Source organism: [Bacillus] caldolyticus (assembly GCF_003595605.1).
GTDB lineage: Bacteria > Bacillota > Bacilli > Bacillales > Anoxybacillaceae > Geobacillus > Geobacillus thermoleovorans.
The window spans coordinates 2,636,754-2,663,696 of sequence record NZ_CP025074.1 but is presented as its reverse complement, the minus strand read 5'-3'; the positions used below and the strand labels follow the sequence as shown (position 1 = coordinate 2,663,696).

Here is a 26,943-nt window from a genome sequence, read left to right as displayed (position 1 = left end):
ACATTTTCACAGAATCTAAGGGGAATGAATATGCAATCATTCACACATATGGACCATCGCCCGCCGGCGCGCCGCGACTGGCGCGTCTTTTGGCGGCTGACGCGCCCGCATACGCTGACGGCGGCATTTGTGCCCGTATGCGTCGGCACGGTGCTGGCGCTTGGCGAAACATCGATCGATTGGCTGCTGTTTGCCGCGATGATGATCGCCTCTTTGTTGATTCAGGCGGCGACGAACATGTTCAACGAATACTACGATTATCAACGCGGCCTCGATTCACCGGAGTCGGTCGGCATCGGCGGCGCCATCGTCCGCGACGGCCTCAAGCCGAAAACGGTGCTGGCGTTGGCGTTTGGCTGTCTTGGGTTGGCTATGCTCATCGGCATCTACATTTGCGCCGAAAGCAGTTGGTGGCTCGCCGTTGTCGGAACGATTTGCATGGCGGCCGGTTATTTTTACACCGGAGGGCCGGTTCCGATCGCCTATACGCCGTTTGGCGAACTGGCGGCTGGGTTTTTTATGGGCTTTGTCATCATTTTGATTTCATTTTTCATCCAAACGGGCTATATCAGCGGCGGCGCCGTGCTCACCGCCATTCCGATCGCGATTTTGGTCGGCGCCATTTTGCTGGCGAACAATATTCGCGACTTGGACGGCGACCGTGAAAAAGGGCGAAAGACGCTCGCCATTTTGATTGGCCGCGATTGGGCCATCCGCCTGCTCGCTGCCATGTTCGCCGTTGCCTTTCTTTGGACGGCCGCGCTTGCGGTGTTTCAGATCGTGCCGTTTTGGGCGCTGCTCGCTTTATTGAGCATTCCAAAAGCAATCGCCGCGACGCGCGGATTTATCGGCAAAATCAAGCCGATCGAGATGATGCCGGCCATGAAGGCGACGGCGCAAACGAATACACAGTTCGGCTTTTTGCTCGCCGCTGGCTTGCTCATTGCCCATTGGCTGTAACACGGTCAACATGACCGTGTTTTTTTTTTTTGATTTTCGCCCATACTACACCATATAGACGCTACTGCGAAGGAAGGGATTGCGACTGATGCTGACGAACGAACAGCTTGCCGCCCTCCGCTCAAGACTGCTCGACATGAAACGGGAGACGGAAGACCGGCTGAAGCAAAACGACCATTTCGGCATGATCCGCAGCCACGCCCACGATGCGGTCGGTGAGCTGGCGAGCTACGACAACCATCCGGCCGATGAGGCGACAGAGCTGTATGAGCGGGAAAAAGATCTCGCCCTAAAGGAGCATGCCGAGCGCGAAGTTCGCGAGATTGAACGGGCGCTTGGCGCCATCGCCGACGGCACATACGGAACGTGCCGCGTATGCGGCCGGCCGATCCCATACGAACGGCTCGAGGCGCTGCCGACAACACTCTACTGCCGCGAGCACAGCCCGGATCAAACGGTGTCGCAAAAGCGGCCGCTTGAAGAGGGCGTGCTTATGCCGCCGTTTGGCAAATTCGATTTCGATGACCGCGCGGAATCGGTCGCTTACGACGCGGAAGATGCATGGCAGGAAGCAGCCCGCTACGGCACATCCGACACCCCTTCGGACCTTGGCAAAAACGTCGATTCCTACAGCGAAGTGTATGCCGAGTCGGAAGAGAACGTCGGCTATGTCGAAGACTTGGAAAATTTCGCGGCCGTCGATTTGCATGGCAGACACGTACGTGTGTACCCGACGCGGGAGCATGAGCTGCTGGAAAACATATTGGATGACGAAGGCATCATGTCGAACATCGGCGATTTGCCGGCGTATGAAAAAGACCCGTATACATCGACAGACAGCTACCGCCGGTACGATGAAAGACCGTCCCAGCAGCATTTTGGGGAAACAACTCCATGAAAAAGGCCATCGGCAAGATGGTCTTTTTTGTGAAACGGGCCGATGCCGTTTTCCGTAGTACAGAGCAGAACGTCATATGATCCGAATGGAGGCGAAATGATGAACGCACATGAGATCGATTACCGGCTGTACGGCGATGACATGCAGTTTGTCGAAATTGCCGCCCCGAGCGCCGGCGGACGGTCGGTCGGCGAAGGCAGCATCCTCGGCGGCATCGGCGACTGGCTCGACGGCGACGACTAAGCGAGAAAGGGCGCTCCGGCCAAACGGAACGCCCTTTTGCTTTTCTGCCTTCCCCCTCGAAATTCCCTAAAAGGACGATGATTGAGTCAACTACCCCCACTTCGCTAACGCTTGAAGTGGGGGCTTGCAACTCCCCAGAAGTGCGAGCGGACTTCGTCCTCCTTCCTTGACTTGGGGTTGCATTAGGGGCAGGTTGACAACTACCCAACGACGCAGGTCATGCCTGTGTCGTTCCTTCAACGATGTACTCTATTCCTTTTCGTTGAAGGTTCATAGCACCAATGCGGTCATCGTTTGAGGTGTATCCGCATGTTCGGCAACAAAAGGTGTGTGTACGCTTGTTTCGATTGGCTTTTTCCGTATGACCACACTTTGGACATGTCAAAGAGGTGTAATGCGGAGCAACCACCATCACTTTTGACCCATGCAAACGTGCCTTATACTCTAACATTTGACGGAACTGATAGAACGCCCACGATACGGTTTCATATCGGTCATGGATACGTACACGTTCTGTTTTTTCACGAATGCCTGTTAAATCTTCTAATACAAAAAGGGTACGTTCTCCATATTGACGAACGAGTGCCTTCGTGACAGCATGGTTCACATCCGTCATCCAACGGTTTTCTCGTTGTCCGATTGTTTTCAACTTCCGACGCGCAGAAGCCGTCCCTTTTTGCTGGAGGGTTTTTCGCATTCGTTTGTACTTGGCACGCATATGCTTGATTTTTCGTCCGTTAAAAAAGGTAGTTTTCCCTTGCGAATCATAAGCTGCTGCAAGAAAGTTAACCCCTACATCAACACCGACCACTTGGCGAATGTTGTGTTCATCTACGGTTGGAATTGTTTTGGTCATGGGGATGTGCAAAAAGAATTTGTTATGCTTGTAGACGAGTTTGGCTGTGCCAAACGTCCATGAGCCATCAAAATATTGTTCCATGCCTTTTGGTTCGAATGGCACTTTGATTCGTCCTTCTAGTGTATTGACAGAAAATAACCCTTGAACAATGGAGTAATCTCGATTCCAAACGAGGTCATATTCAGGCTTTTTAAAGCGAACCAATGTCCATTCATGACCATTGCTTTTTAGGGAACGGTATCTAGCGATCACCGTTTTAATCACAGATTGCGCCATTTGCGAACGCAAAGCGTAGTTTGATCGAAGTAGACGATAGGTCATGTCGTGTAACTTGGCTTGTGCAAGCACTTTTGTGTCAAAAATCACAACAGACACAGCGTTGCACGCTTGTCGATAAGCGGAAAGGGTGGCTTTCAATACTTCTGCTTGTTCCGCTGTTGGGTAAATTTTGATTTTGGCTGTTAACGTCATGTCCATTTGTCTCACCTCTCTTTCACTAAATATATTTTTTAGTGATACAAAAACACAAAAAAGCGATTCCTCCCCCACTTACTCCCTTTGGTCGTTGAAGTGGGGGTCTCCTCGCCAAAGACGATGAAACAAATACACTTCTAAATCTGTCGGATTCGCCGCAATCAAGCTGGATCGCATCCTTTCCGAAGCAAAATGATGGCCATACACAGCATTGATTCCTATTCGCCAACAGAAGGCTTTATTCCTTGAATGCTTCGTCTATATTTTTAGACAAATTCCAACAACCGCTGTTTCTGGCTGTCGAAATTTCATTTGCACACAGGTGGATTTTTATATTATAATATATACAAGTTGATAATTATTATAAATAATGGAGGTGCATTATGGCTCCAACACTGTACGATTTTCACCATCTCCCGCACGTCAAAACGCAAAATGAATCGAAAAAAGCGCTCTGGGTGACGCTTTTGTTGACCATGTTTTTCACCGCCGTCGAAATCATTGGCGGACTGATTTCCAACTCACTCGCCCTCTTGTCCGATTCGGCCCATATGGCATCCGATGTACTGGCGCTTGGCTTAAGCATGGTCGCCCTCTACATGGCGACGCGCCCGCCGAACCGTCGGTTTACGTTCGGCTTTTTGCGGTTTGAAATCATCACATCGTTTTTGAATGGGCTGACGTTGGCCGTCATTGCGCTGTGGATTTTATGGGAAGGCATTCAGCGTTTTCTCCATCCTGAACCGATCAACTTTCGCCTCATGCTCGGGATCGCAGCGATCGGCCTCGTCGTCAACTTGACGTTGACCATCGTCTTAAGCCGGAGCACGAAAGAGGAAGACAACTTGAACGTTCAGAGCGCCCTTTGGCATTTCATCGGCGACTTGATTAGCTCGATCGGCGTCATCGTTTCCGCGCTGCTCATTTACTTCACCGGCTGGACGGTGTTCGACCCGATCATCAGCTTAGTGATCGCCGCCATCATTTTCACAGGCGGGGCGAAAATTATGCGCGAATCGTATCTCATCTTAATGGAAGCCGTGCCAGATGGGTTCGACCTCGAACAAATCCGCGCCGATATTCGAAAGATCGAAGGGGTCGAAGACGTGCACGACATGCACTTATGGGCCATCTCGACCGACCATTACTCGCTGTCGGCTCATGTGTTTGTCAACGAACGCATCCAGCCGCTATGCGTCATCTTGGCGGTGAATGAAATGCTGAAGGAAAAATACGGCATTGAGCATGCCACGATCCAAGTCGAGCACGCCATGCTCCACGACCACGGAACCTATGGGAAGGCGTTTTTGGAGAAAAAGAAGCAGCCGCAATGATAAAGACCGCCCATGCCGAATCGGCAAGGCGGTCTTTCGTCATTTTGCCGTCTATTGCGCTCGGCCGCTATGAAAAAACCAGCGCAGAACGCGGTTTGGCGCCACGCCCTGTGTTTCTTTCCATCATTGCAGCTGATACGTTTCTTCCCGCATCGTTCCAAATTGTTCATACCGGATATGCCAGGACAACGCTTGTTCCAATACGTGCGGCGTATGGCCGCCGCGCTTGAGCGCTTCAGCGAAGTAATCGCGCAGCTGCGGACGGTAATCCGGATGGGCGCAATGTTCGATGATGAGCGGGGCGCGCTCGACAGGGGCGAGCCCGCGCAAATCGGCATATCCGTGTTCGGTGATGATGACATCGACATCATGCTCCGTATGGTCGACATGGGAGACGAACGGCACGATGCTCGAAATCGCCCCATGTTTGGCGCTCGATTTCGTCACAAAAATCGTCAGGCGCGCATGGCGGGCAAAGTCGCCCGAGCCGCCGATGCCGTTCATCATCTGGGTGCCGCGGACATGCGTCGAGTTCACATTTCCGTAAATATCGGCCTCAAGCGCCGTATTAATGGAAATGAGGCCGAGGCGGCGAATCAGTTCAGGATGATTGGAAATCTCCTGCGGCCGCAGCACGAGTTTGCCCCGGTACGCTTCCAAGTTGTGGTACACTTGTTTCATCTTGTTTTCCGACAAGGTGATCGAACATCCCGAGGCAAACCGCACTTTCCCTGCATCAAGCAAATCGAACATCGCATCTTGCAGCACTTCCGAATAGACTTCCAAGTCGCAAAATTCAGAATCCAATAGGCCGTAAAGAACCGCATTCGCGACAGAGCCGATCCCGGCCTGAATCGGCGCCAGCCGTTCGGACAGCCGCCCCGCCGCTACTTCGCGGCGAAGAAACTCGATCAAATGCCTGGCAATCGCCGCTGTTTCCGCATCCGGAGGCACAATCGTCGACGGTGAATCCGTTTGGTTCGTCACGACAATTCCAGCGATTTTCTCCAGATCAACAGGAATGCCGATCGTCCCGATCCGGTCGTCCACTTTCGTCAGCGGAATCGGGGCGCGCTCCCCTTGCTTCCCGACTTCATAAATGTCATGAAACCCGTAAAGCGCTTTCGGCTGGGCGACGTTCAATTCGACAATGACCCGTCTTGCTTTTTCCACAAAAATCGATGAGTTGCCGACAGACGTCGTCGGGATGATCATGCCGTCCTCCGTAATCGAAACCGCTTCCACAATAGCGTAATCAATCGGTTTCAGCACACCGGAACGGACGAGTTCCGCCGTATGCGACAAATGCTGGTCGACAAACAGCAGCTCCCTTTCGTTAATTTTCCGGCGCATCGCGGCGTCAGCTTGAAACGGCAGCCGTTTCCGGACAATGCCTGCTTCTGCCATCATCTTGTCAATATCCGATCCGAGCGAAGCCCCTGTATAGACGTCGACTTTCAGCGGCTGCCGCTTGGCCCGTTCAATAAGCGCCGTCGGCACCGCTTTTGCGTCCCCCGCGCGGGTAAAACCGCTCAATCCGAGGGTCATGCCATCTTCAATCCATGAGGCGGCCGTTTCCGCCGTCACAATCCGCTCCCGCAACGCCTGATGGCCGATCCGTTCGAAAACAAATGGTTCCAAAGCGATTTCCCCCTTTTGTTTTTCCCTCATTATAGCGGCTCGCAAGGGGAAAATCATTCGAATTGGAGCGAAAGGGCTTTCTTTTGCATCGAAGCAGCATTTTTCCTGCATCACGCAGAAAAACTTGCCGCTTCACAAAAATAACCGCCTGTATCGGCGGTGTCATCAAAAGCCGAGCCGTCTCCGGAAATGGCTGGCGTACGTTTGGCTGACCGGCACTTTGGAGCCGTCCTTCATCACAAGCAAAAACGTCGAGTGGGAATCCGGCTGAATTTCGGCGATATACTCAACATTGACAATATACGACCGATGGCAGCGGATAAACCGGTCAGCCGGCAAAGAAAATTCCAATTCGGTCAAATTGTATTTATGATGGCCTCCGACGTGCATCGATTTGACGAACGTTTTCCGGTTTTGCGCTTCCAAATAAACAACCGCGTCAAACGGCACCGGAACCCAGCGGTCCATCGTCCGTATCGTCAAATACGACGTCGCCAAAAGCGGCTTTTTCGGCCAGACAGCTGTCACGCATCCTTTTGGCACCCCGTCTTCCAAAATCGGAACCGACACGCCGAAATACGGAACGCCAAACACCCGGCTGTCTTTTTGCTCTTCAATTTTCCGGCGGATCACCAACGCCTTGTAGGTGACCGAATCCGGTTTGATTTCATCACCCGGACGGATTTTCAAATCAATTTGCCGGCTCGGCTGGTAGTAAATGTACCGCCGGTCGTCGGAAATCACAAGCGATGCTTCAACGGGAAACCATTCATTCACAACTTGGCGAATGGCCGAAACAAGCAGCGAATCCATATCCCCCACCTCTTGCAAACCGTTCCATACTTTTATTTTCAGCAGCACCGCCGCGTTTGTCAAATGGCAAATCGTTTCGGAGTCAGTCAAGACTTTGTGGAGAACATTTTTTCGGTTCACTACGGGCGTTGTCAATCACTAGTTAGCGAACCATTTTCAGGAATTAATATCGTAAGCGCTTTCGGACTCTCATCCCTCATCTTGAGGCGATGATACGATATTCCATTTTTTTACACCCAACCACCATCCCGGAGCGCCGACAACGCTTGATGGATCGGTGTCCCGGATGACCGCTGCAGACACGGTAGATTCTGACGCACCACATCTGCCCATAACCGTCCGGCCTTCCGTTTGGCCTGTTCGATCCGCTTGGACTTTGTTGAGGCCGAGGCCGCCGTTCGGGTCTCTTCTTCCTCCACCAACTGCCCATTTCTCCGCCAAATCCCGTCGATTCGGGCCGCCATCGCCCTCAGAAACGCCCGAAGCCCTTGGTCTTTCCAGCTGCGGCGGGATTTCACCCGATGCGCAAACCGGCTCATCACGCTCTCGGCGTGGCCCATCGGACGCATGCCGGTCGTCTCCACCCCTTGCTCCGACAGCCACTCCCGATAGTCCCGGATGCATCCCGGCATCGACTCGATCCGGCGGATCATGGCAGCCATCTGCTTCTCTTTCGCTTCGTCCTCCAACGTGCCGACCGCGCTGTTCAGCTCCACGAGAAGCCCCTCTTCGTCTTGTTTCGCCAGCTTCTTCCGCACCTCCCGCCAACGCGGATGGCCGGACAGACACTGACGCAGCTCCCGCGCCACATGAAATCGATCCAGCTGAAAGCACGCCCGCTTCCCAAAATACTCCCGGCAGGCCGTGATCCACGACGCCGCGTCGCCGTTGATGATCAACAGGTCCCGGCACGGATCATAGGCATATTCGTTCATCAGCCACTCTTCGAACCGTTCCCACACGTCTCCCTCCCCTTCATGGAGGTAGTGGCGCCGGTTCACGAGCTCGAGCTGCGAACCGTTTCGTTTCCATCCCTCGTGAACCGCCAGGATTTTCTCTTCTTTCGCCCGTTTCCCTTTCCCCTGGCGGGAAATAAACAGTCCATCCGCCTCCACAAACAGCACCCGGCCGTGCCGTTGGGAAACAGGGCGGTGCAGCGAGACAGGGGCCTCCAGCACCAGTTGGCGAATCGCCTCGTGGCTCATGACCGCATACCCCACGATCGACTCCAACGTACGGGCCGCTTTGCGGTAGGAAGAGCACTCTACGGCCAACTCGACCGCCGTTTCCTCGAGGCAAGGACTGATCGATCGGGCCCCATCAAAGCCTAATTCGGCATCCAGCAAGAAGGTATAGTTCCCCGTTTGCCGGTCATAGTAGTAGTTCCGTCGAAACGTCACTTCTCCAAACAGCGTTTGGATCGTAGTCGGCCGTTTGTCTTTCAGCTGATACCGGCGCTTGTCCCGCGCTTCCGCCAGTTGTTGATCAATCTCCTCCAAAAGGGCCGCCAACAAGACAGCGAACACCTTTTGAAGAGTTCTGACTAATTGTTCCTCCAGCTCTTTTAATAAAGGCCATTCTGTGGTAAGATGTTTCATGGACTCTCTCCCTCCTGTTTTCGGTTGATGTTGACAATCACCATCATAGCAGGGAGAGAGTCCTTTTTGCATGACATTTGCTTTTTTCTACCGCGCTTCGCTTGGTGGCCCCGACGAGCGTCGCGAACAAAAGTTCGCAACCCTCGTCGGGGATCATTTCGGAATGTCACCCACAAATATTTTACTCACACATCGTTTCGTTTCGCTGCCGTGGACAGCCGGTGAAAAACGAGTTTGGCGCCCCGTCTGGCCATGTCGGACCAGAAAGCCCCCCATCTGACAGCATTTCTCCAAAAGAACTGATCCGCCGGTTTTCGCTTTGATCGCCGCCGTTCGAGAAGGAATCGCCCGCTCTTTCGCGAATCCATATACATAACCGCCTTTCACGGCCGCCCCGCCAAACTGATCAAAAAGGAGGGTTCCGATGGAGATCGAGGTCATCTTGTCGTTTTTCGGCGTCGCCATATTGCTTACATTGGCGCCGGGTCCGGACATTTTATTCGTCATCGCCCAAAGCGTGTCGCAAGGCAAATGGGCGGGCATCGCCACCGCGCTCGGGCTTTGCACAGGGCTGCTTGTCCATATCAGCGCCGCTGTGCTTGGCGTCTCGGCCGTCATGTACCAATCCGCCTTGGTGTTTGCCATCGTCAAGTACGCGGGCGCCGCGTATTTGCTGTACCTAGCCTGGCAGGCGTTCCGTGAACAAGACGAAGGCCTCGCCTTTGGGCGGCAGACGCCGATGGCATACACCTCGCTGTACAAAAAAGGCATTGTCATGAACGTGCTCAACCCGAAAGTGTCTCTCTTCTTCTTGGCGCTCTTGCCGCAGTTTGTCGACGAAACAGCCGGCCATGTGCCGGGGCAGATGCTTCTATTAGGCGCCATCTTTCTCGTGCAGGCGCTCGTTGTCTTCACCTTGGTGAGCATCGGCGCGGAAAAGCTGCGCCAATGGCTCTCGGCCCACACCGCCATCACCAAGCGAATCCATTGGCTCAAAGGCGCCATCTTCGCGCTGATCGGCATTCAAATCGCCGTCAGCGAACGGTCGTAGCGGCAAGAAAAAAGAGGGCGGCTGCCCTCTTTTCTGCTCATCTCCACAACAGCGCCGCGCCTCCCAATATGAGAAGCAGGGAGAGGAACAGCACCCACGTTGACCAAAGATCGATCATTTCAAAAAACAAGGCTATTCTCCGCTCACGCCCTCCTTCTTCTTGTATGCTTCCCCACTGCTGCTTAATGATCACGATCCCAAACGGAAACATCCCGATTCCCGCCACAAGGAGAATCACCGCTATTCCTTTGTCATCCGCCCCCATTTCTCCAACCAACCTCCTCACGAATCACCGCCCGCGCTTTCATTCGGCTGAGAATCGTGCGTTCCGACGCCGCCCGCCCTCGCTCACGACGCTTTCGTTTGCAGCAGCTTCACGCCAAGCCCGATAAACACGATCCCTGTCAGCCGATTCACCCAAAGCGCCGCTTTCGCATGTTGGCGCACCCGTTTCGTCGCCAGCGCAGCCACATAGACGACGCCAAGCCCCCACAGCGTGCTCGTCACCACGAACGAAACGCCGAGCAGCAGAAACGGGAGCGGACCGTACGGCTGAGCCGTTTGAATGAATTGCGGCAAAAAGGAAAGGAAAAACAACGCCACTTTCGGATTCATCACATTCGTCGTCACGCCTTGCCAATAAATCTTTTTCAGCTTCATCGGCGCCAGTTCCTCGGACTCCAACGCTGGCGGCGTCGACTGCCGCATCATTTTGATGCCAAGATACACCAAATACGCTGCGCCAGCGATTTTCACAGCCGTAAATAAGACAACCGACTGCTGCAAAATCACCGCCAAGCCAAACGCAGCGAGCAACGTATGAATGAACACCCCCGTCGAAATGCCCAACACCGAATACACGCCCGCTTTTCTCCCTTGCGCCACACTGCGCCCCATAATATACATCGTATCCACTCCCGGAGTGGCATGCATCAAAATCGACGCCAGCAAATACATCCCGTAACTTGTAATGCCTAACACATGTCTCCCTCCTGACCAAGCTAGCAAACAATCATCCATGGACAGTGGCACTGCTTTCGGGCAATGTTACAAAAGGTGGGTGGCTTCACCACCGATACAGTGACAAAATCGTTCCGTTTTCCAAAACGAATGATCCCAAGAACCTCGATGTCCACCGGCCTTCGAAAAAGCAGATGATGGGTAGCGCCCGGTCGGACAAGCAGCGCTTCCCCAATCGAACATCTTTTTTCCTTCCATGACCGCCCGCTCAACGAAAGCGGCTGTTTTTCACTGTCCTTGTTAGAAGCGAACTGCCCACCACCTACGCTTCGCTTAGAGGCAGGGGCTTCAAGCGACTTGTGCGTGTTCGCTGAACGGTAAGCCACAAACAAGAACCCTTTACGCTTCCCTTCGTTCCAAAGGTGTCGGTTTGAACCATAGACGATCATATTCATCGGCGATGGCCAACCGAAATTCATCTCCCACCTACTCATTGATCGATCGCTCTTCACATTCCTTGAGGTGGGAGACTTCTTTCGGAAATGACGTTAACGTAAAAGATCTTCTTCTCATCGTCAGTCAAAAAGGCGATATTTTCGAAATGGAAAAAATGGCAGTAGCGCCAGAAATACTTTTAGTCACATTTTCGTGTCACCTAAAAGGCCGGTAAAAAACGGCTGTCACGAGCAAATCAGCGGCATTTCGCCGAAAAAGAAGATTGATTCCGCAAGGTTGTTCTAATTAAGAAACAGCTGGAACTAGCAGTATTTTATACGAAATCACCTGCCTCCTAAATCACCTGCTATTTTTCCAACCTCTTCTTAACGTCCAGATTTTTCTAGCTCTTTCGAATGGTTTGTTTTCGTTTCTTTCCAAGACAACAGCGTAAGTTCGTATTGGGCAAACCCGTTGGACAATGTCGCCACATAGCGGATGCGGCTGTCTGGCGGCAAATATTTTTGTGCTTCCGGTGACGATTCAAAGGAAACGGTCACCGATGCTTTCCCTTTCACTGGCGCAAAGGTCCAGTTGCCGTCCACGGACGGGTTGATCGTTCCGCTTTCGCGAATATAATCGATGATCACTTGCCGGTTTTCATCCGGCGCGGCCAAAATCGTGTTTTTCCCGCCCGGATTGATGATCCGGTTCGTCGTCGCCCGATAGTTGTTCGTCGCAACGATAAATTCCATCTTCGCCGTCACCGGTTTGCCTTGGAATCGCAAGTTTTTAATGCGGTTTGCTTTCGGGTTGATCACATTTTGGTTTTTGTCGTATTTCGCCGGCTCGGTAACATCGATCTCATACGTCACGCCATCAATAATGTCGAAGTTGTACGTCGGGAAGTCGTTGTTGACAAGCGGCTGAATGCCTGTCTTGTTCGGGTCGATTTGGTTGAATTGTCCCGTCGACCACTCAAGCCATTCTTTCAACTCGGCTCCCGTAATTTTCAGCGCATACACCGTGTTTGGATACAAGTACAAATCGGCGACGTTTTTAATGGCGATTTCCCCTGCCGGAATATCCGTGTAATAGCTCGGTCCACCGCGCCCGCCGGCCTTGAACGGAGCGCCGGCTGACAGCACCGGAAGGCCTTCATACTGCGTCCCTTTTAACATTTTTTCCACATACCACTTTTGGGCGTTCGTGACGATTTGCACGGACGGATCATCTTGAACGAGTGCAAAATAGCTGTTGATCGGGCTCGTAGTTTTTCCCACTGGGCTGCGGACGTACTGGATCGTCGCTTCGTGCTCCGCCTGAATGGCCTGCTCAACGGCCGAATCGCTGTCAACCAACGGCGTTTTCGTCGCCTTGTCATACACCGGGCGAAGCTGGGCTTTTGCCTGTGTTACTTTCCATTTCCCATCCACTTGCTCAACCGTCAAGTCAATGACCCCAAGCGTATCGCCCCACGAACCTGGCATCGTCACCGGAACGCCATTGATCGTCCCGTTTTCATTGTTGATACCGTTCCCATCCAGAAAATCAGGCGTCGTTCCCGGAAGCGCCGGAAATTTTTTATGCTGGTGGCCGGTCAGCACGGCGTCGACCCCCGGAATTTGCGTCAAATAATAGGAGGCATTTTCCATATTCGGGCTGTTTCCGCCGGTTTCAATGCCCGAGTGCGACAGCACGACGATCAAATCGGCCCCTTCGGCTTTCATTTTTGGAATATACTTTTGCGCCGACTGCACAATGTCTTTCGCTATCACTTTCCCTTGCAAATTCGCTTTGTCCCAATCCATAATCTGCGGCGGCACAAAGCCGATGACACCGATCTTCAGCGTATGTGCCTCCCCGTCTTCATCAACGACTTCTTTCTCTAAAATGTGATACGGCGTGAAATAGTTGACATCGTTATCTGGATTTTGATCATGGTCATCGCGGTACACATTCGCGTTCACGATCGGCAGCTTGGCATCATCATACACCTCATCGAGGAAATCCAAGCCATAGTTGAACTCATGGTTTCCCACTGTCGCCGCATCATATTTCAACAAATGCAACAGTTTCACGGCTGGATGCACTTCGCCATCTTGCAGCGGCTTCACTTTCGCCACATAGTCGCCAAGCGGCGTTCCTTGAATCAAATCTCCGTTGTCAAACAGAAGCGTATTCGGCTGCTCAGCGCGCGCCTGCTCGATCAATCGCGCCGTTTTTGACAGCCCGAACTCATTCGTCGGACTATCTTTGAAATAATCATAGTTGACGAGATTCATATGTACGTCGGTGGTCTCCAAAATGCGCAGCTTGACGACATCCCGATCCTCCGCGCCTACCGCTGTCGGCCCAAACGAAGGAGCCAGCAGCCCCAACGCCAACAACACGCTCGCCGCCGCGTATTTCTTCCGTTTTTTCAATGCCCGTCCCCCCACTCATCAAATCATTGTCATCTGTATTATACTATAAAAGATCCAAAATTTTCGGGAAATGTTTCGCTGAAAGTTTAGCAAAGGGGGATATAAATGGTCCGTCAAGGACATATAAATGTTGTGCAGAGGGGTGGAGCAAAATGGATCACTTCATCGAGCAGATCCAGACACTATCGAAAAGGGTGAACAGATTAAAAAATACTATAGCGACAGAGGAAGCTACGAAAACATCGATCATTATGCCTTTCTTTCAAGTTCTAGGGTACGATATTTTCAATCCGGAAGAGTTTTTACCGGAGTTTACAGCTGACGTGGGAATCAAAAAAGGGGAAAAAGTCGACTACGCCATTATGATCGATGGAAAACCGGTTATTCTCATTGAAGCTAAGGCCGCCAATCAAAAGCTGGATAAACACGATTCGCAGCTGTTTAGATATTTTGGTGCAACCTCAGCTAAGTTCGCTATTTTGACTAACGGCATCTTATACAGATTTTATACCGATCTCGATGAACAGAACAAAATGGATTCAGTGCCATTTTTCGAGTTTAACCTCGCTGAACCGAGAGAAAATCAAATTGTCGAGCTGGCGAAATTCCGAAAAAGCAGTTTCGATGTCGACAGCATTTTCAGCGCCGCATCCGAATTAAAATACCTAAATGAAATTAAACAGTTCCTGAATAATCAGTGGGAAAACCCGTCCGATGAGTTTGTTGCATTCATCATCAGCGATATTTATCCCGGAAAGAAAACTAAAAACTCACATTTCGCACCCTAACAAGGTCAAAACAAAGGATTTTTTATTTAGTTTTTCAGAATAACTTTTTGACCAACACAACGAGCGATGGCAATCCTTTTTTTACCATCGCTGGTCGTTCCGTATGACGTTACACGTAAATGCTCTCATCCAGCCCCAACCCCTGCAGAATCCTTCGCTGATCAGGGGTAAGGGAGCGGTCCAGTGAGCGTTGGATGCGCCCATCCGGCAGCTTGAACAGGACGACGTTCACATATTGAAACAGCTGAAAAATCGCCTGTCCCGTCGGCCGGGTCAGCTTGCGGCCTCCAGGACCCTTCAACGGGTGTTCTGGAGTAATAAACTGACGCACTCGGCGCTGAAAAACGCGGTAAATAGCCAAGGCCAACAGAAACAAATAGCCTAATACTGCGACCCGTTCTGGTTTTTTGACGTAAATCTCATCCGTGAAAAACGGATCTTTCAAAAAAGCGAAGTTCATTTCCACCGAGATCTGCCCTTTATACAGCTTCAAGATCTCTTGGGCATCCATGGGTTGGCCCTTCCATTCCTTCGGAACGGTCGTGACAAGGACAAACCGGGACGCTTTCCGTCTCGCCTGTTCCCACGCGTCTTGGTCGAATTCGACGTCAAGGTGCAAGAAATACAGCGTCTCCACCTCGGGTTCCGCCCCTTTTTTCGGCCGTCCGCGCCGTTTTTTCGGGCGTACGATCTCTTCGACCGCGGCCTCAACCCGATGAAACCGGGGGCGAAGGGACGCCTTGAGGGACGCCAAGGCTTGTTCGGCATCTTCCCGGCAGGAGAAAGGGTGGCGCTCCCAATGGGCTTGTTCCTCGCGAAGAAGCTCCGCTTCTTTGGTTCGTTCTTTTTCGAGCGTCTTTCCTTTTCGCTGGTCGAGCGCACTCGATTCGACGACGATCAGCCGAACGGGGTGGCCTTCATAGGTGGAGGATGTTTCCCATACCCGGTACGTGGCGCCGTTTCTCTCCGCCAGGGTAAAGGGTTCGCTCCACGGGATGTGAGGCGAATCGGCCTCCGCTAATGCCCGTTTCACGATCCGAAGCGACGAAGGGCCTCGGGTGATCAAAAAGGCGTTGGCCGCTTTGGTTTGCGCCAGAGTGTCTTTTGTCATCGCGGCGGAATCGGCCACGTAAATCCATTCGTCTTCCATCTTGGCTTGTTTGAGCTGTTCGTGGACACGGGACAGCACCTCCGGATTCCACGTTTTGTCAGGCAGGTTGCCGTCGTGCACATCGCCGTAAAACGGGATGCCGTCCTCGTTGCCGACCAGTCCGAAGCCGATCTGTTTTTGCCAACGATGATGGCGGTTATAGCCATGTGTGATCTGCAAAGCCTCTAATGAGGCCGATTCATACGCGCCGTAAACCGTCTTGTCCGTCGTATCGGCGTGAAAGGCTCGGAGGGAAAGGCCTTCTTTGCGATAAATGTGAATCAAGCAAGTGCTGATCACCTTGTGAATGTCGGCCTCATACAAGCGGTCGAGATGACGAGCCAAGGCATCGTCGTTCAACCAGGAAGGATGGAGACCGGGACGGATGAGTTTCTCTAGATCGATCTCCTGAGCCCATCGTTCCACGTGAACGAGGGCTTGCCGGCCGTCAAACAGATTGTAGATGATGGCCTGAACGGCATCGCTGACTCGAGTCTGGCACTGTGGATCAACGGGAACGAGATGGTCAATCAATTGGGGCAGGCCCAGTTTCTTGAATAGGGCACTTATTATATTCAAATAATCATTACGATAGACCTTTTTGACTTGAACGTTCATGAGAGAAAAACTCCTTCACTTTCCTTGTGTGTCAAGGATTCATTCGACATCGGAACGAAAAAATCCTCCCGATTTTCGTTGGGAGGGTGCGAAATGTGAGTAAAAACGTGATCGAAAAGTTTCAAGGACTTGTGAAAAAGGCACTGAAACAGTTTCTAAACGACCAAGTCAACGATAAACTTAAGGCTGCCTTAGCCAACAGTGACGAAGAAGAGACCGCCCAAGCGAAAGAAGAGAAAGCGCCAGATGTTCCCGAAGATCCAAAAGAGGAACACAATGCGCCGCAGATCGTCACTACAGAGGAGGAGCTTGAGGGGTATGTATTAGTGCGGCTGCTCCTAAGGGAGATTCTTGATCCCGAACGTATCTATTATCGCGATAACTTGAGCTACTTCAATGTTTTACTGGACAATAACATCCGAAGATGGATTTGCCGTCTCGGACTCAATACAAGCAACAAGTACATTCAGTTCAATGATGAAGGGAGAACAACAGTATATATCGAAACGGTGGCCGATATTGAAAAACATAGGGATAAACTAATAAAAGTAGCACAGAAGTTCCTCTAAACATTGGAAAGCCTTGCTCCATAACAAAGAAGGAACACCCATGTTTCAAAGGAGGATCTCCAAACCTCCAAGGTGGCTATTTCCACTTTCTGCGCCCGCATAGCGCGCTCGAAGGCCGGGTGCCGGTCGTCATCCCGGAGCTCGCCGAGCTATCGCATATGTCGGCCCAGTGAACGAAGCTGATCGCCATGGCACAAGCGTTTCTCCAACAAGAGACAACCTGACCTTTTTGTCCTCCCGAGCCCGTCGAAGAGAAAACCTGCCGGATTCGGCGAAGCGAACCCTTGACCAACCGAACGCCGCCAAAGGTAACATTCGATAAAGGCAAGGGCGGTTTTTCGATTGCCTTCTTTTTATCCCCGTCGCCCTTGATGACTCTTTCCCACCTTTGGCGGGTGTTGGCCAAAGGCGAATCCAGCCTTGAGCATCCCTTCGATGCTCAATGGGATGGTCTGTGTGGAGTTTTCATAACACTTTTGATGCCACCCGTCCCCCTATTTGACAAAGCGGGCCATCAAAATCAAATCCCAATACGTCCCGTCATCGATTTTTGCAGCTTTTTTCTTCACGCCTTCTTCCACAAATCCAAACTTTTGATACAATCGAATCGCGTTCGTGTTGTCAGCGACGACTTCGAGGCAAACTTTTTCAATCAAAGGATTTTCTTTTGCCCAATCAAGGAGCGCTGCAAGCAACGCCGTGCCGATCCCCTGGCCTCGAAAGCCGTTTTTCACGCTCATGCCGAAAGACCCTTGGTGCTTGGTTCGCCGCTTATTTCCATTATGAAAATCTAAAAACCCGATCATCTCTCCGTCATGCTCGGCCAACAGCGCCAACTTTCCAGGATCGTCCGCCATTTGTTGCAGCCATTGCCTTTGCCGCTCGCTTGTCGTCACCACTTCCGCTTCCGTCGTCAACAAATACGGCGCTTCCGCCGCCACCGCCTTCACAAACGCAACGACACGCTCGGCATCCTCAGGTGATGCCGTCCGTACGACAATCGGCCGGCCGCTTGCCGTCATCAACCGCCTTGGTTGAATGCTCCCCATGGCTATCCTCCCACTAGAAATGTTGATGTATCAAGGCTTTTCGGCCCCTCAGGGGTGTCCAAAGTGTGAGTAAAATATTTGTGGGTGACATTCCGAAATGATCCCCGACGAGGGTTGCGAACTTTTGTTCGCGACGCTCGTCGGGGCCACCAAGCGAAGCGCGGTAGAAAAAAGCAAATGTCATGCAAAAAGGACTCTCTCCCTGCTATGATGGTGATTGTCAACATCAACCGAAAACAGGAGGGAGAGAGTCCATGAAACATCTTACCACAGAATGGCCTTTATTAAAAGAGCTGGAGGAACAATTAGTCAGAACTCTTCAAAAGGTGTTCGCTGTCTTGTTGGCGGCCCTTTTGGAGGAGATTGATCAACAACTGGCGGAAGCGCGGGACAAGCGCCGGTATCAGCTGAAAGACAAACGGCCGACTACGATCCAAACGCTGTTTGGAGAAGTGACGTTTCGACGGAACTACTACTATGACCGGCAAACGGGGAACTATACCTTCTTGCTGGATGCCGAATTAGGCTTTGATGGGGCCCGATCGATCAGTCCTTGCCTCGAGGAAACGGCGGTCGAGTTGGCCGTAGAGTGCTCTTCCTACCGCAAAGCGGCCCGTACGTTGGAGTCGATCGTGGGGTATGCGGTCATGAGCCACGAGGCGATTCGCCAACTGGTGCTGGAGGCCCCTGTCTCGCTGCACCGCCCTGTTTCCCAACGGCACGGCCGGGTGCTGTTTGTGGAGGCGGATGGACTGTTTATTTCCCGCCAGGGGAAAGGGAAACGGGCGAAAGAAGAGAAAATCCTGGCGGTTCACGAGGGATGGAAACGAAACGGTTCGCAGCTCGAGCTCGTGAACCGGCGCCACTACCTCCATGAAGGGGAGGGAGACGTGTGGGAACGGTTCGAAGAGTGGCTGATGAACGAATATGCCTATGATCCGTGCCGGGACCTGTTGATCATCAACGGCGACGCGGCGTCGTGGATCACGGCCTGCCGGGAGTATTTTGGGAAGCGGGCGTGCTTTCAGCTGGATCGATTTCATGTGGCGCGGGAGCTGCGTCAGTGTCTGTCCGGCCATCCGCGTTGGCGGGAGGTGCGGAAGAAGCTGGCGAAACAAGACGAAGAGGGGCTTCTCGTGGAGCTGAACAGCGCGGTCGGCACGTTGGAGGACGAAGCGAAAGAGAAGCAGATGGCTGCCATGATCCGCCGGATCGAGTCGATGCCGGGATGCATCCGGGACTATCGGGAGTGGCTGTCGGAGCAAGGGGTGGAGACGACCGGCATGCGTCCGATGGGCCACGCCGAGAGCGTGATGAGCCGGTTTGCGCATCGGGTGAAATCCCGCCGCAGCTGGAAAGACCAAGGGCTTCGGGCGTTTCTGAGGGCGATGGCGGCCCGAATCGACGGGATTTGGCGGAGAAATGGGCAGTTGGTGGAGGAAGAAGAGACCCGAACGGCGGCCTCGGCCTCAACAAAGTCCAAGCGGATCGAACAGGCCAAACGGAAGGCCGGACGGTTATGGGCAGATGTGGTGCGTCAGAATCTACCGTGTCTGCAGCGGTCATCCGGGACACCGATCCATCAAGCGTTGTCGGCGCTCCGGGATGGTGGTTGGGTGTAAAAAAATGGAATATCGTATCATCGCCTCAAGATGAGGGATGAGAGTCCGAAAGCGCTTACGATATTAATTCCTGAAAATGGTTCGCTAACTAGTGATTGACAACGCCCGTAGTGAACCGAAAAAATGTTCTCCACAAAGTCTTGACTGACTCGTGTCCAAAAAATATTTTTCGACAACAGGCGTGTTGATTATCCAATAAAATCCAAAGGGTATAGAAAAAAGAGCACCTTTCCTGTAGAATGTGAGTAGCGACACAAACAAACCCAGGAGGTGCTCTCTATGAACAAGCATACCACACTCCCGAATTTGATGCAAAAACTTGTTTCGGATGAAGAGATTCAACGGATTGCCGAAGCGGTTGGGGATCGTGATTCGTCTCGAACCTTTCCGTTGCGCGAGTTGATTCACTTCTTCCTGCTGGCCGCCATGCATCAATGGAAAAGCTTTCGCCACGGAGCCGATGTGGGGCCTCTGTATGGATTGCCGCGATTCCATTATTCAACTGTATCCAAGAAAGCGAAAGAAGTTCCCTATGACATCATGAAACGCTTGTTGGCGTTGATCATTTCCAAGTGCAACCGCCAAACCCGCCGTTCGCTTCGGTTTCCCAAACCGCTTCGGGTGGTGGATTCGACGACCGTCACGGTCGGGAAAAACCGCCTGCCATGGGCGCCGTATCACGGCGAACGCGCCGGAGTGAAGCTGCACGTCGCGTATTCGCCGGAATCCTCGTTGCCGGCAGACGTGGTGGAAACGACCGGGCTGCGTCACGATGGCCCAGTGGGAGAACAGTTGACGAACCCTCAACAAGTGCTCGTGGAAGACCGGGCGTATTTCAAAATCGAACGCCTCGATCGATTTGTAGAGCAGCATCAGCTCTTTGTCATTCGGATGAAGGACAACATCGAACTTCATCAGAAAAAAAGCTTGAAACGCCTTCCGAGCGCATCTTCATCGGTTCAAGCCGACTTCACGTGCCAGTTGGGGACGAAACAATGCCGCTCCACCAAGCGTCACCGGGTGGTGATCTTTCGAGATGCGAATGGCCGCGACATTCGGGTCGTGACGAACCTCTTCCATGCGTCTGCGGAAACCATTGCCGACATGTACCAACAACGTTGGACTGTTGAGGTCTTTTTCCGTTGGGTGAAGCAATATCTGAATGTCCCGACCTTGTTTGGCACGACGGAAAATGCGGTATACAACCAACTGTTTGCGGCGTTCATCGCGTATGTGTTGCTGCGATGGCTGTATGATCAAACCAAAAAACAGACGAACGTCTCTCTTTCCTTCATTTCGTTCGTTCGCCGTTTTTTCTCTGGGCAGCTTCCTCTCGATTGGAAATCCGGGATGGCCGCTGCTTTGTTTGAGTATGCCCAAATTTATGGAAGACGTATGTCTAATTTTGGATAATCAACACTCGTGATATAGTTCAATACATTGTTCCAAATTATCTGTTGTAATTGGTACAACTGTTTCTGCCACTAAAAATTCCTCCTCCCAATATAGTTCTTCAACTACCCTGCCCTTAGCCAAACATTAAACAAGTTTCACCACAGATGATGGAAGTTAATTCATTCTTCCATGGGAGACAACCATACCGCATCTATGCATCACCATCAGAAGAATGAAAATGTGAAATATATTATGTCTATACTGCTCTTATAGCTGAAGTCAGAGGTCGATTACAAACTGATACTTCGAGTTCGTATGGGAGTGTTGCCTTTTTGGATTCAGAAATTTTCAGGATAGTAGATAGTAAAACAGGAAACTTTGTTAATTAAATAAAAACCTCAATCTCTTTTACAAAAACAGCTTTACCTGTAATTTCTACTTCATATGAATCCTCACTTTTCATCACATTTACTTCTACTCTTCCATCTCTTCCAATTTCCTGACCTTGTTCAATTAAAAGGTTTAGGTTTAATACGTTATTATCTGCGATATATTTTGCATAATATGCGCCCATTACCCCAGAAGCAGTTCCTGTTACTGGGTCTTCAATCGTGCCAGAGAAAGGCGAAGAAAAATGTCGAGCATGCATATGTGCATTTGAATCATAAGTTTCTAAACAAAAAGGGTGGACAGAAGCCATTGGCATTTCTTTCAATATACTTGGGAAGAGCTTATTATTGGGTTTCATTCTTTTGAAAGCACTTAGGGTTTTTATTGGAATTAATAAAGTCCAAGTACCTGTACTTCCGTATAAAATCGGTAAGTTCGGTTCTATATCGTCTTTTTTCAGCCCTATGGAAAAGGCTAAATCTTCAACTGAACCATTAAATTCTTTAAATTGTGGAGATGCTTGTTTCATCGTTATGTCTATTTCGTTTTGTGAATTTCGATTTATTCTTATTGGCAGAACTCCTGCTTTGGTTTCTATTGTTAAATCACTCTTTTCTTTTAGTAATTCTTTTGTTTTTAATGCATAAATAGCAGCCATTGTTGCATGACCACATAGATTCATTTCATGTCCAGGTGTAAAATAACGAATTCTAACGTCCGCTTTATCAGATTTAAGAGGGAAAGCTGTTTCATTAAAGCCTACTTTTAACGCTATTTCTTGCATTTCCTTTTCAGTGAATTGGTCTCCATCTAAAACTACACCTGCTGGATTCCCCATATTTGGCTCATTACTGAATGCATCGTAATGATAAACTTTGACTTTACTCATTTTCATTACCTCCAGAATAAGATTAATCATTTCAAGGTTTTCTGCTTGATAGTCTCTCTTAATGCTGTCCTTTACTTCAACAAAAAAAGCATTACTTCCTGCTTTTTGAAGTAATGCTCCTATTAATCTTTTGGTGAATATCACCATTTTAATTCCTTAAAAAATGGTTGGACATATTGACAAGAATTTTCTTTATTTAATGTCTGTATCCACCTGAAAATTAACTCAGCTGCTTCAAATGCTTCCATATCTGCATCTGATGAACCAGAATCCGTTTTTAATCGACCTGGATGAATCACACTTACATGAATGCCTTTACTATTTAGTTCATTGTGTAAACATATTGACAGCATATTTTGAGCAGCTTTTGCTATTCGATATGAGTAAGAAAAGTGTCTATCTTTAAACTCGCCAGAAGCCATCTTTGATAAAGAACCGAGTCTGGAAGAAACATTGATTATTCTTGGATTTGAGGAATTAAAAAGAAAAGGAAGAGTAGCTTGAACGGTTCGTATAATACCTAAGCAGTGAATATTGAATAAATCATATACCTCACTGGTATTTACCTTGTCTATTTGGTACTCAACCCCTGGAATTCCCGCATTGTTAATTAGTATGTCAATCTTATTTGTATATTTTTTAATAGTTAATTCTATATTTTTTTTACACGAATCTAAGCCAACATCTCCTTCAATTGGATAACATCTTTCACTAAACTCTTCCCTAATTCTTTGAAGTGCAGTATTATTTCTTATCAAAGGAAACACAACATAATTATTCGCGTGAAATACTTTTAGTAACTCATAACCTAAACCTCTGTTTGCCCCAGTAATTAAAACATGCCCACTCATTTTTTAACTCCTTTCGAGTGTATAATCTTCATTCGAATAAAAATACTAAATCTCTATTATACCTTTCTTCACTAAACTGACTATTAGCCACCCATGCCACATTTTGCGGCAACACATTTATGGAAGTTAATTCGTTCTTTCATGGGAATTGAATAAGGGATTATTCTTTTTAAACTCATTCCATTCCTCACGAAGAATACCCATCCGAATAGAATCATAATATTCGCCATTATAGTAGCGGCATTTTCTCATTCTCCCTTCTAATCGCATTCCCAATTTTTCCGCACATCTTATCATTCGTGGATTTCCAGACCAAGTCGTCAGCCCCACTCTCTCGATGTTTAGATTTTTAAAGAGATAGTCAATCCATAAAGACAATGCTTCGGTTCCAAATCCACCATTCCAATGTTCAGGAGAATATATGACAATTCCCATTTCAAGCCATCGTGTACGCTTATCCTCCCAATAATAACTAACCATACCTATAATTTGACCTTGATATTCCATAATCATTTGACTTGGTACATCCGTAAAATTCATTTTTTCTTCCATTCTCTTAGAAAACTTTTCAAACGTACAATATTCAAGCGGATAATAAGGAGCATCGTACTTTTTCCATTCTGGATTCTCCACACCATATATCAGGTTATATAGAATTGGCAAATCATCGTGCGTTGGTGTCCGCAGAGATATTCTTTTTCCTCTCAGCAATAACTTTTGTGACATATATCCACCCCCTATCTTACAGAATTCAACAATCCATGCTATTATCCCTTTTCTAATGGCTATGTTAAATTCCACTGTTGATTTTTGACTAAAAGAAAAAGTGTAAATTAGCACATTATTTCAGAATCCCTTTTTCAAATTATTTCAGGCGGATTCGGAAATAATGTGCAAAATTTTTGCGGATTGTTCCGGATTTTGCACATTCTTTCGGAACGTTTGCACGCTCTTTCAGATGAAGATTTCCAGCGCGCCTGATGGACCGATGGAAAAGAGAAAGCACAAAAGAGGCCGATTCGGCCCCTTTCGTGCTAATACCCCATTTCCTCTGCGGCCATGCGCACCACTTCTTCGTCAATGGCGTCCTTTTTCAGCTGATACCCGTATAACAGGCACGTCGTGGCCAACGTGTTGATGACACGAGGCCAACCACGTGATTGCAGGGCAATCGCCTCTAACGCCGATGGGGTGAAGATCGGATGCTTCGCCCCGGCCTGTTTCATCCGATGCTCGATGTAGCCCGCCACCTCTTCCTTCTCCAGCGGCCCCATCCGGCATCGCATGATGATCCGCTGATCGAGAGGGCGGTGCTGATTGAGCCGCAGCTTCCCCTGTAAATGGGGCAGCCCGGCCAACATCAAGACAAATGGGTTGGTCGAATCCATCTCAAAGTTGAACAAGATGGCGATGTCCTGTAAAAATGCATCCTTTGCTAAATGCATCTCGTCCAAAATGAACACCGGCGTGATCCGTCGTTCATGATGCAATCGCTCGATCGCCTGCTGGATTTGGCGGAAGAGGTCTACCTTGCGGTACTTCGGTTCCTCTCCTAATCCCAAGGCCAGTCCACGGTAAAAATCCATCACGCCTCCGGTCGATAACGGGAAGTAGACCACATGATACAACGAAGGGGACAACGATTCCTTCCACGCCCGAAGGGCGAACGTCTTGCCCGCCCCCGGCTCCCCAATCAACAGCCCGATTCCCCGCGTTCGTTTCACGTACTCCAGCGCCCGCAGCGCTTCTTGAAACGCCGCCCCTTGATACGCCTCGGACGGATCTGTTTCTTTCGCAAACGGCTCCCGCGAGAGGGAATAAAACGTTTTATACATCCTGTTCGCCCTCCTTCGCCGAAACCGCCGCAAACGGCGACCGGTGACGCTTCACATAGGCATTGTCCTCCAAACGCACCCGAATGGCTTCCGCCACCCGTTTGCCATCTTCGTACACATAGACGCCTCGTTCGTCATAGCGGAGCTCAATCGATTGCCCAATGAACCGAGGCGGCACTTCGTATAGCTGTTTATTCAAGGTGATCGTGCCATCGGCTTTCACCTTGCGGTGCTCCCGTTTCAGAAAAATCGCATCCAGCCAATCGATGTCTTCGATCCACACCACTCGTTCCACTTGGGACTGAAACACCTCATGCGGTGTTTTCCCTTCCAGCGAGGCGTGAGGCTTTCGATGATACTCTTCTTCAAGCCACTTCCAAAAACGCTCGTTCAACTCATCAAGCGATTTCGGTGGATTCAGCTCCAACAGTGGATAAAACCGTGTCTGTACGGTGCGGAAGAACCGTTCGATTTTTCCCTTGCTTTGCGGGTCATACGGCTGAGTGTGGATGAGTGTAATCCCCATCTCGGCGCACGCATACTGCAGCACCTCGGACCGATAAATTTTCCCGTTGTCCGAGTAAATGCGTTTTGGCTTCCCGCAACGAAGCACCGCTTCCTTTGTGACGATCCGCAGCCCGTCAAATTTCTCCGAAGGGAAAAATTGGGCATACGGCACCAACCGCGAGCAGTCATCAATATACGCGATCAAAAACGTTTTCTGGGCTTTCCCATGGACTCGAATTGTGGGTCCATGGGATAAGTCCCCTTGCCATAGCTCATTGATCTGGTCATACGCAAAACGCTTTCGCTCCGGCATCGGCAAGATTTCTTTTCCCACCAGGTTGTGTTTTTTCAACAATCGGTATATAGTAAAGTATGAAAGGGTGGTGGGAATGTCCCCCTGCTTGGTGAGTTGTTCGTAGAATAGGGTCACGGGCATGGTGGGATGTTCCTTTCTCAATGCTAGAATATGATCCTCATCATCGGGGGACAGACGTCTGGAGCGGCCGCGGTCCGAACGGCGCTTCGGCTTCAAGGCGTCAAAGCCCCCTTTTTTGTATCGGGCGCACCAATCCAGAATCGTCTTCGCCGCAATGGGTTTGTCCCCTTGATGAGGAATCGAATGCACTCGCCCGCCCACCTCATTCAAATACGCCTTGGGCTCCACCTGGCCATTCACCAACGGAGCGATCAGCCCGTACCGAAACAGCGCGATGTCGTGTCTCATTGATTCATCCATCCGGATCTCCTCCCTGTCTCCCTGTGATGTTGGACCGTCTCGGTCCCTCTGCCTCCTATCTTACGAAACGGCTCGAGATTCGTCGAGAGGAAGGGTTTGTGGGAACACCAATCATATCCATTTTTGTTGTTAGGAGGAATATTAGGAAACCATTTGATCCGCAAACGGATGCCACCTCTCGTTTGTCCACAGGTCTTGGATGATCGAGCCCACCCCCCGTCCCTCCAAGGTCTGCATCCACCAGACCGCCCGTTCCGTTCTTGTGTTCCCTACAGGGCCGATGATCCCCCACCTTCTCGCCGCCGCGTAATGCAAGCGGGAGAGATTCCGTAAAAATCGTCGGACATAAAATAAGATGACCTCCTTGGTGGGAAAAACAACCTGTTTGGTCTTCGCTCCTTGCCTTGGCGTTTCGAACCATGCTTTGACCGCTTGCCAAATAACCGATCGTGTATATTGAACATACGGGAGGAGGAAAGAAGGCAGCACACTCACGGTTTTGCGACACTCTTGACAGCGATATCGTGCGATCCAAAGGTGATACTCCCCCTCTGCCGTCAACGCATAGCGTTGGTAGTATCCGTGACGATGCAAGGGGCGGCGGGATGAACAGTGGGGGCATTGGTTCACGTCGGGAAAATCGTTCCCTTTCCCACGATCCGTATACGTTTGAATGTCAATGCCAAAGTCGTGAAACTGGATCACACTTCCTCCCCCTCATTGAAACGAATGGAAATCTTTGTCCGAAACAATTCACAAAAAATTTAGCACATTCCTTCAGAAAAGGGGAGAGGGCTTTCTGAAAGAATGTGCAAAAAAATGGGCGTTTTGTGCTGAAATAAAATGATAATT

At 50.3% G+C, this 26,943-nt stretch carries 23 protein-coding genes and 1 pseudogene; 9 read left to right on the top strand and 15 right to left on the bottom strand.

Annotation, left to right across the window (positions count from 1 at the left end; genetic code table 11):
• Positions 1-30 precede the first annotated feature (30 nt).
• The 3 genes from CWI35_RS13875 (at position 31) to CWI35_RS18320 (ending at position 2,101) form a co-directional block, all read left to right on the top strand.
• On the top strand, positions 31-960 hold the full coding sequence (locus CWI35_RS13875) for a 1,4-dihydroxy-2-naphthoate polyprenyltransferase (RefSeq protein ID WP_011232349.1): 930 nt from the start codon (positions 31-33) through the stop codon (positions 958-960).
• Positions 961-1,048: 88 nt separating this feature from the next.
• On the top strand, positions 1,049-1,858 hold the full coding sequence (locus CWI35_RS13870; protein WP_014196611.1) for a yteA family sporulation protein: 810 nt from the start codon (positions 1,049-1,051) through the stop codon (positions 1,856-1,858).
• A gap of 99 nt (positions 1,859-1,957) precedes the next feature.
• On the top strand, positions 1,958-2,101 hold the full coding sequence (locus CWI35_RS18320) for a hypothetical protein (protein WP_021322715.1): 144 nt from the start codon (positions 1,958-1,960) through the stop codon (positions 2,099-2,101).
• Between the two features lie 217 nt (positions 2,102-2,318).
• Here CWI35_RS18320 and CWI35_RS13865 read toward each other — a convergent pair whose 3' ends face one another.
• Positions 2,319-3,437, bottom strand: coding sequence for an RNA-guided endonuclease InsQ/TnpB family protein (locus CWI35_RS13865; RefSeq protein WP_033016725.1), 1,119 nt, complete (start codon positions 3,435-3,437; stop codon positions 2,319-2,321).
• A gap of 380 nt (positions 3,438-3,817) precedes the next feature.
• Between CWI35_RS13865 and CWI35_RS13860 the strand changes: the two genes are divergently transcribed.
• Positions 3,818-4,768, top strand: coding sequence for a cation diffusion facilitator family transporter (locus CWI35_RS13860; RefSeq protein WP_069304483.1), 951 nt, complete (start codon positions 3,818-3,820; stop codon positions 4,766-4,768).
• A 123-nt stretch (positions 4,769-4,891) separates the two neighbouring features.
• Here CWI35_RS13860 and CWI35_RS13855 read toward each other — a convergent pair whose 3' ends face one another.
• The 3 genes from CWI35_RS13855 to CWI35_RS13845 form a co-directional block, all read right to left on the bottom strand.
• A complete protein-coding gene (locus CWI35_RS13855) occupies positions 4,892-6,409 on the bottom strand; it encodes a succinyl-CoA:acetate CoA-transferase ScpC (RefSeq protein ID WP_069304484.1) in 1,518 nt (505 codons plus the stop codon).
• Positions 6,410-6,574: 165 nt separating this feature from the next.
• On the bottom strand, positions 6,575-7,222 hold the full coding sequence (locus CWI35_RS13850) for a LytTR family DNA-binding domain-containing protein (protein ID WP_020961021.1): 648 nt from the start codon (positions 7,220-7,222) through the stop codon (positions 6,575-6,577).
• Between the two features lie 230 nt (positions 7,223-7,452).
• Complete coding sequence (locus CWI35_RS13845; protein ID WP_015374689.1) at positions 7,453-8,820, bottom strand: ISLre2-like element ISGsp3 family transposase; 1,368 nt, start codon at positions 8,818-8,820, stop codon at positions 7,453-7,455.
• A gap of 424 nt (positions 8,821-9,244) precedes the next feature.
• On the opposite strand from CWI35_RS13845, the gene CWI35_RS13835 reads away from it, so the two are divergent.
• Positions 9,245-9,871, top strand: coding sequence for a LysE family translocator (locus CWI35_RS13835; protein WP_033009727.1), 627 nt, complete (start codon positions 9,245-9,247; stop codon positions 9,869-9,871).
• A gap of 37 nt (positions 9,872-9,908) precedes the next feature.
• Here CWI35_RS13835 and CWI35_RS13830 read toward each other — a convergent pair whose 3' ends face one another.
• The 3 genes from CWI35_RS13830 to CWI35_RS13815 form a co-directional block, all read right to left on the bottom strand.
• Entirely contained in the window at positions 9,909-10,157 is a 249-nt protein-coding gene (locus CWI35_RS13830; RefSeq protein ID WP_162924028.1) for a hypothetical protein, read from the bottom strand.
• A gap of 62 nt (positions 10,158-10,219) precedes the next feature.
• Positions 10,220-10,852 (bottom strand): LysE family translocator, encoded by a 633-nt coding sequence (locus tag CWI35_RS13825; protein WP_069304485.1) that lies wholly within the window; start codon positions 10,850-10,852, stop codon positions 10,220-10,222.
• An 800-nt stretch (positions 10,853-11,652) separates the two neighbouring features.
• Positions 11,653-13,692, bottom strand: a complete 2,040-nt coding sequence (locus CWI35_RS13815; protein WP_069304487.1) for a bifunctional 2',3'-cyclic-nucleotide 2'-phosphodiesterase/3'-nucleotidase — start codon at positions 13,690-13,692, stop codon at positions 11,653-11,655.
• Between the two features lie 152 nt (positions 13,693-13,844).
• Here CWI35_RS13815 and CWI35_RS13810 point away from each other — a divergent pair.
• A pseudogene (locus tag CWI35_RS13810) lies at positions 13,845-14,459 on the top strand (type I restriction endonuclease); the annotation flags it as partial.
• 130 nt (positions 14,460-14,589) lie between these two features.
• On the opposite strand, the gene CWI35_RS13805 reads toward CWI35_RS13810, so the two are convergent.
• On the bottom strand, positions 14,590-16,248 hold the full coding sequence (locus tag CWI35_RS13805; RefSeq protein WP_011229657.1) for an IS1634 family transposase: 1,659 nt from the start codon (positions 16,246-16,248) through the stop codon (positions 14,590-14,592).
• A gap of 95 nt (positions 16,249-16,343) precedes the next feature.
• On the opposite strand from CWI35_RS13805, the gene CWI35_RS13800 reads away from it, so the two are divergent.
• Complete coding sequence (locus CWI35_RS13800) at positions 16,344-16,817, top strand: hypothetical protein (protein ID WP_119877856.1); 474 nt, start codon at positions 16,344-16,346, stop codon at positions 16,815-16,817.
• A 494-nt stretch (positions 16,818-17,311) separates the two neighbouring features.
• Here CWI35_RS13800 and CWI35_RS13790 read toward each other — a convergent pair whose 3' ends face one another.
• Positions 17,312-17,866: a GNAT family N-acetyltransferase gene (locus CWI35_RS13790; protein ID WP_069304488.1), complete on the bottom strand. Its 555-nt coding sequence runs from the start codon at positions 17,864-17,866 to the stop codon at positions 17,312-17,314.
• Positions 17,867-18,120: 254 nt separating this feature from the next.
• Here CWI35_RS13790 and CWI35_RS13785 point away from each other — a divergent pair, with 254 nt between their 5' ends.
• Positions 18,121-19,488 (top strand): ISLre2-like element ISGsp3 family transposase, encoded by a 1,368-nt coding sequence (locus CWI35_RS13785; protein ID WP_015374689.1) that lies wholly within the window; start codon positions 18,121-18,123, stop codon positions 19,486-19,488.
• 279 nt (positions 19,489-19,767) lie between these two features.
• Positions 19,768-20,901, top strand: coding sequence for an IS4 family transposase (locus tag CWI35_RS13780; protein WP_119877855.1), 1,134 nt, complete (start codon positions 19,768-19,770; stop codon positions 20,899-20,901).
• Positions 20,902-21,268: 367 nt separating this feature from the next.
• Here the strand turns inward: CWI35_RS13780 and CWI35_RS13775 are convergent, their stop codons facing one another.
• From CWI35_RS13775 to CWI35_RS18625, 6 genes are all read right to left on the bottom strand, one after another.
• Positions 21,269-22,162 carry a PhzF family phenazine biosynthesis isomerase gene (locus tag CWI35_RS13775; RefSeq protein ID WP_069304627.1) on the bottom strand — a complete coding sequence of 298 codons (894 nt, stop codon included), beginning with the start codon at positions 22,160-22,162 and terminating at the stop codon, positions 21,269-21,271.
• 140 nt (positions 22,163-22,302) lie between these two features.
• The gene (locus tag CWI35_RS13770) at positions 22,303-23,013 is read right to left on the bottom strand and encodes an SDR family NAD(P)-dependent oxidoreductase (RefSeq protein ID WP_069304490.1); all 711 of its coding nucleotides are present in this window, start codon (positions 23,011-23,013) and stop codon (positions 22,303-22,305) included.
• A gap of 126 nt (positions 23,014-23,139) precedes the next feature.
• Positions 23,140-23,739, bottom strand: coding sequence for a GNAT family N-acetyltransferase (locus tag CWI35_RS13765; protein WP_069304491.1), 600 nt, complete (start codon positions 23,737-23,739; stop codon positions 23,140-23,142).
• A 308-nt stretch (positions 23,740-24,047) separates the two neighbouring features.
• Positions 24,048-24,848 (bottom strand): ExeA family protein, encoded by an 801-nt coding sequence (locus tag CWI35_RS13755; protein ID WP_119877840.1) that lies wholly within the window; start codon positions 24,846-24,848, stop codon positions 24,048-24,050.
• Entirely contained in the window at positions 24,841-26,091 is a 1,251-nt protein-coding gene (locus CWI35_RS13750; RefSeq protein WP_042382153.1) for an IS481 family transposase, read from the bottom strand. Before CWI35_RS13750 ends, CWI35_RS13755 begins: the two co-directional genes overlap by 8 nt.
• Before the next feature lie 141 nt (positions 26,092-26,232).
• On the bottom strand, positions 26,233-26,796 hold the full coding sequence (locus CWI35_RS18625; protein ID WP_119877839.1) for a DUF6431 domain-containing protein: 564 nt from the start codon (positions 26,794-26,796) through the stop codon (positions 26,233-26,235).
• Between the last annotated feature and the right edge of the window lie 147 nt (positions 26,797-26,943).

Excerpts from the sequence above, each read along its gene's own strand:
- CWI35_RS13875 (WP_011232349.1), top strand. The coding sequence starts at position 31 with ATGCAATCATTCACACATATGGACCATCGCCCGCCGGCGCGCCGCGAC.
- CWI35_RS13870 (WP_014196611.1), top strand. The coding sequence starts at position 1,049 with ATGCTGACGAACGAACAGCTTGCCGCCCTCCGCTCAAGACTGCTCGAC.
- CWI35_RS18320 (WP_021322715.1), top strand. The coding sequence starts at position 1,958 with ATGAACGCACATGAGATCGATTACCGGCTGTACGGCGATGACATGCAG.
- CWI35_RS13865 (WP_033016725.1), bottom strand. The coding sequence starts at position 3,437 with ATGGACATGACGTTAACAGCCAAAATCAAAATTTACCCAACAGCGGAA.
- CWI35_RS13860 (WP_069304483.1), top strand. The coding sequence starts at position 3,818 with ATGGCTCCAACACTGTACGATTTTCACCATCTCCCGCACGTCAAAACG.
- CWI35_RS13850 (WP_020961021.1), bottom strand. The coding sequence starts at position 7,222 with ATGGATTCGCTGCTTGTTTCGGCCATTCGCCAAGTTGTGAATGAATGG.
- CWI35_RS13845 (WP_015374689.1), bottom strand. The coding sequence starts at position 8,820 with ATGAAACATCTTACCACAGAATGGCCTTTATTAAAAGAGCTGGAGGAA.
- CWI35_RS13835 (WP_033009727.1), top strand. The coding sequence starts at position 9,245 with ATGGAGATCGAGGTCATCTTGTCGTTTTTCGGCGTCGCCATATTGCTT.
- CWI35_RS13805 (WP_011229657.1), bottom strand. The coding sequence starts at position 16,248 with ATGAACGTTCAAGTCAAAAAGGTCTATCGTAATGATTATTTGAATATA.
- CWI35_RS13790 (WP_069304488.1), bottom strand. The coding sequence starts at position 17,866 with ATGGGGAGCATTCAACCAAGGCGGTTGATGACGGCAAGCGGCCGGCCG.
- CWI35_RS13785 (WP_015374689.1), top strand. The coding sequence starts at position 18,121 with ATGAAACATCTTACCACAGAATGGCCTTTATTAAAAGAGCTGGAGGAA.
- CWI35_RS13780 (WP_119877855.1), top strand. The coding sequence starts at position 19,768 with ATGAACAAGCATACCACACTCCCGAATTTGATGCAAAAACTTGTTTCG.
- CWI35_RS13775 (WP_069304627.1), bottom strand. The coding sequence starts at position 22,162 with ATGAGTAAAGTCAAAGTTTATCATTACGATGCATTCAGTAATGAGCCA.
- CWI35_RS13770 (WP_069304490.1), bottom strand. The coding sequence starts at position 23,013 with ATGAGTGGGCATGTTTTAATTACTGGGGCAAACAGAGGTTTAGGTTAT.
- CWI35_RS13765 (WP_069304491.1), bottom strand. The coding sequence starts at position 23,739 with ATGTCACAAAAGTTATTGCTGAGAGGAAAAAGAATATCTCTGCGGACA.
- CWI35_RS13755 (WP_119877840.1), bottom strand. The coding sequence starts at position 24,848 with ATGTATAAAACGTTTTATTCCCTCTCGCGGGAGCCGTTTGCGAAAGAA.
- CWI35_RS13750 (WP_042382153.1), bottom strand. The coding sequence starts at position 26,091 with ATGGATGAATCAATGAGACACGACATCGCGCTGTTTCGGTACGGGCTG.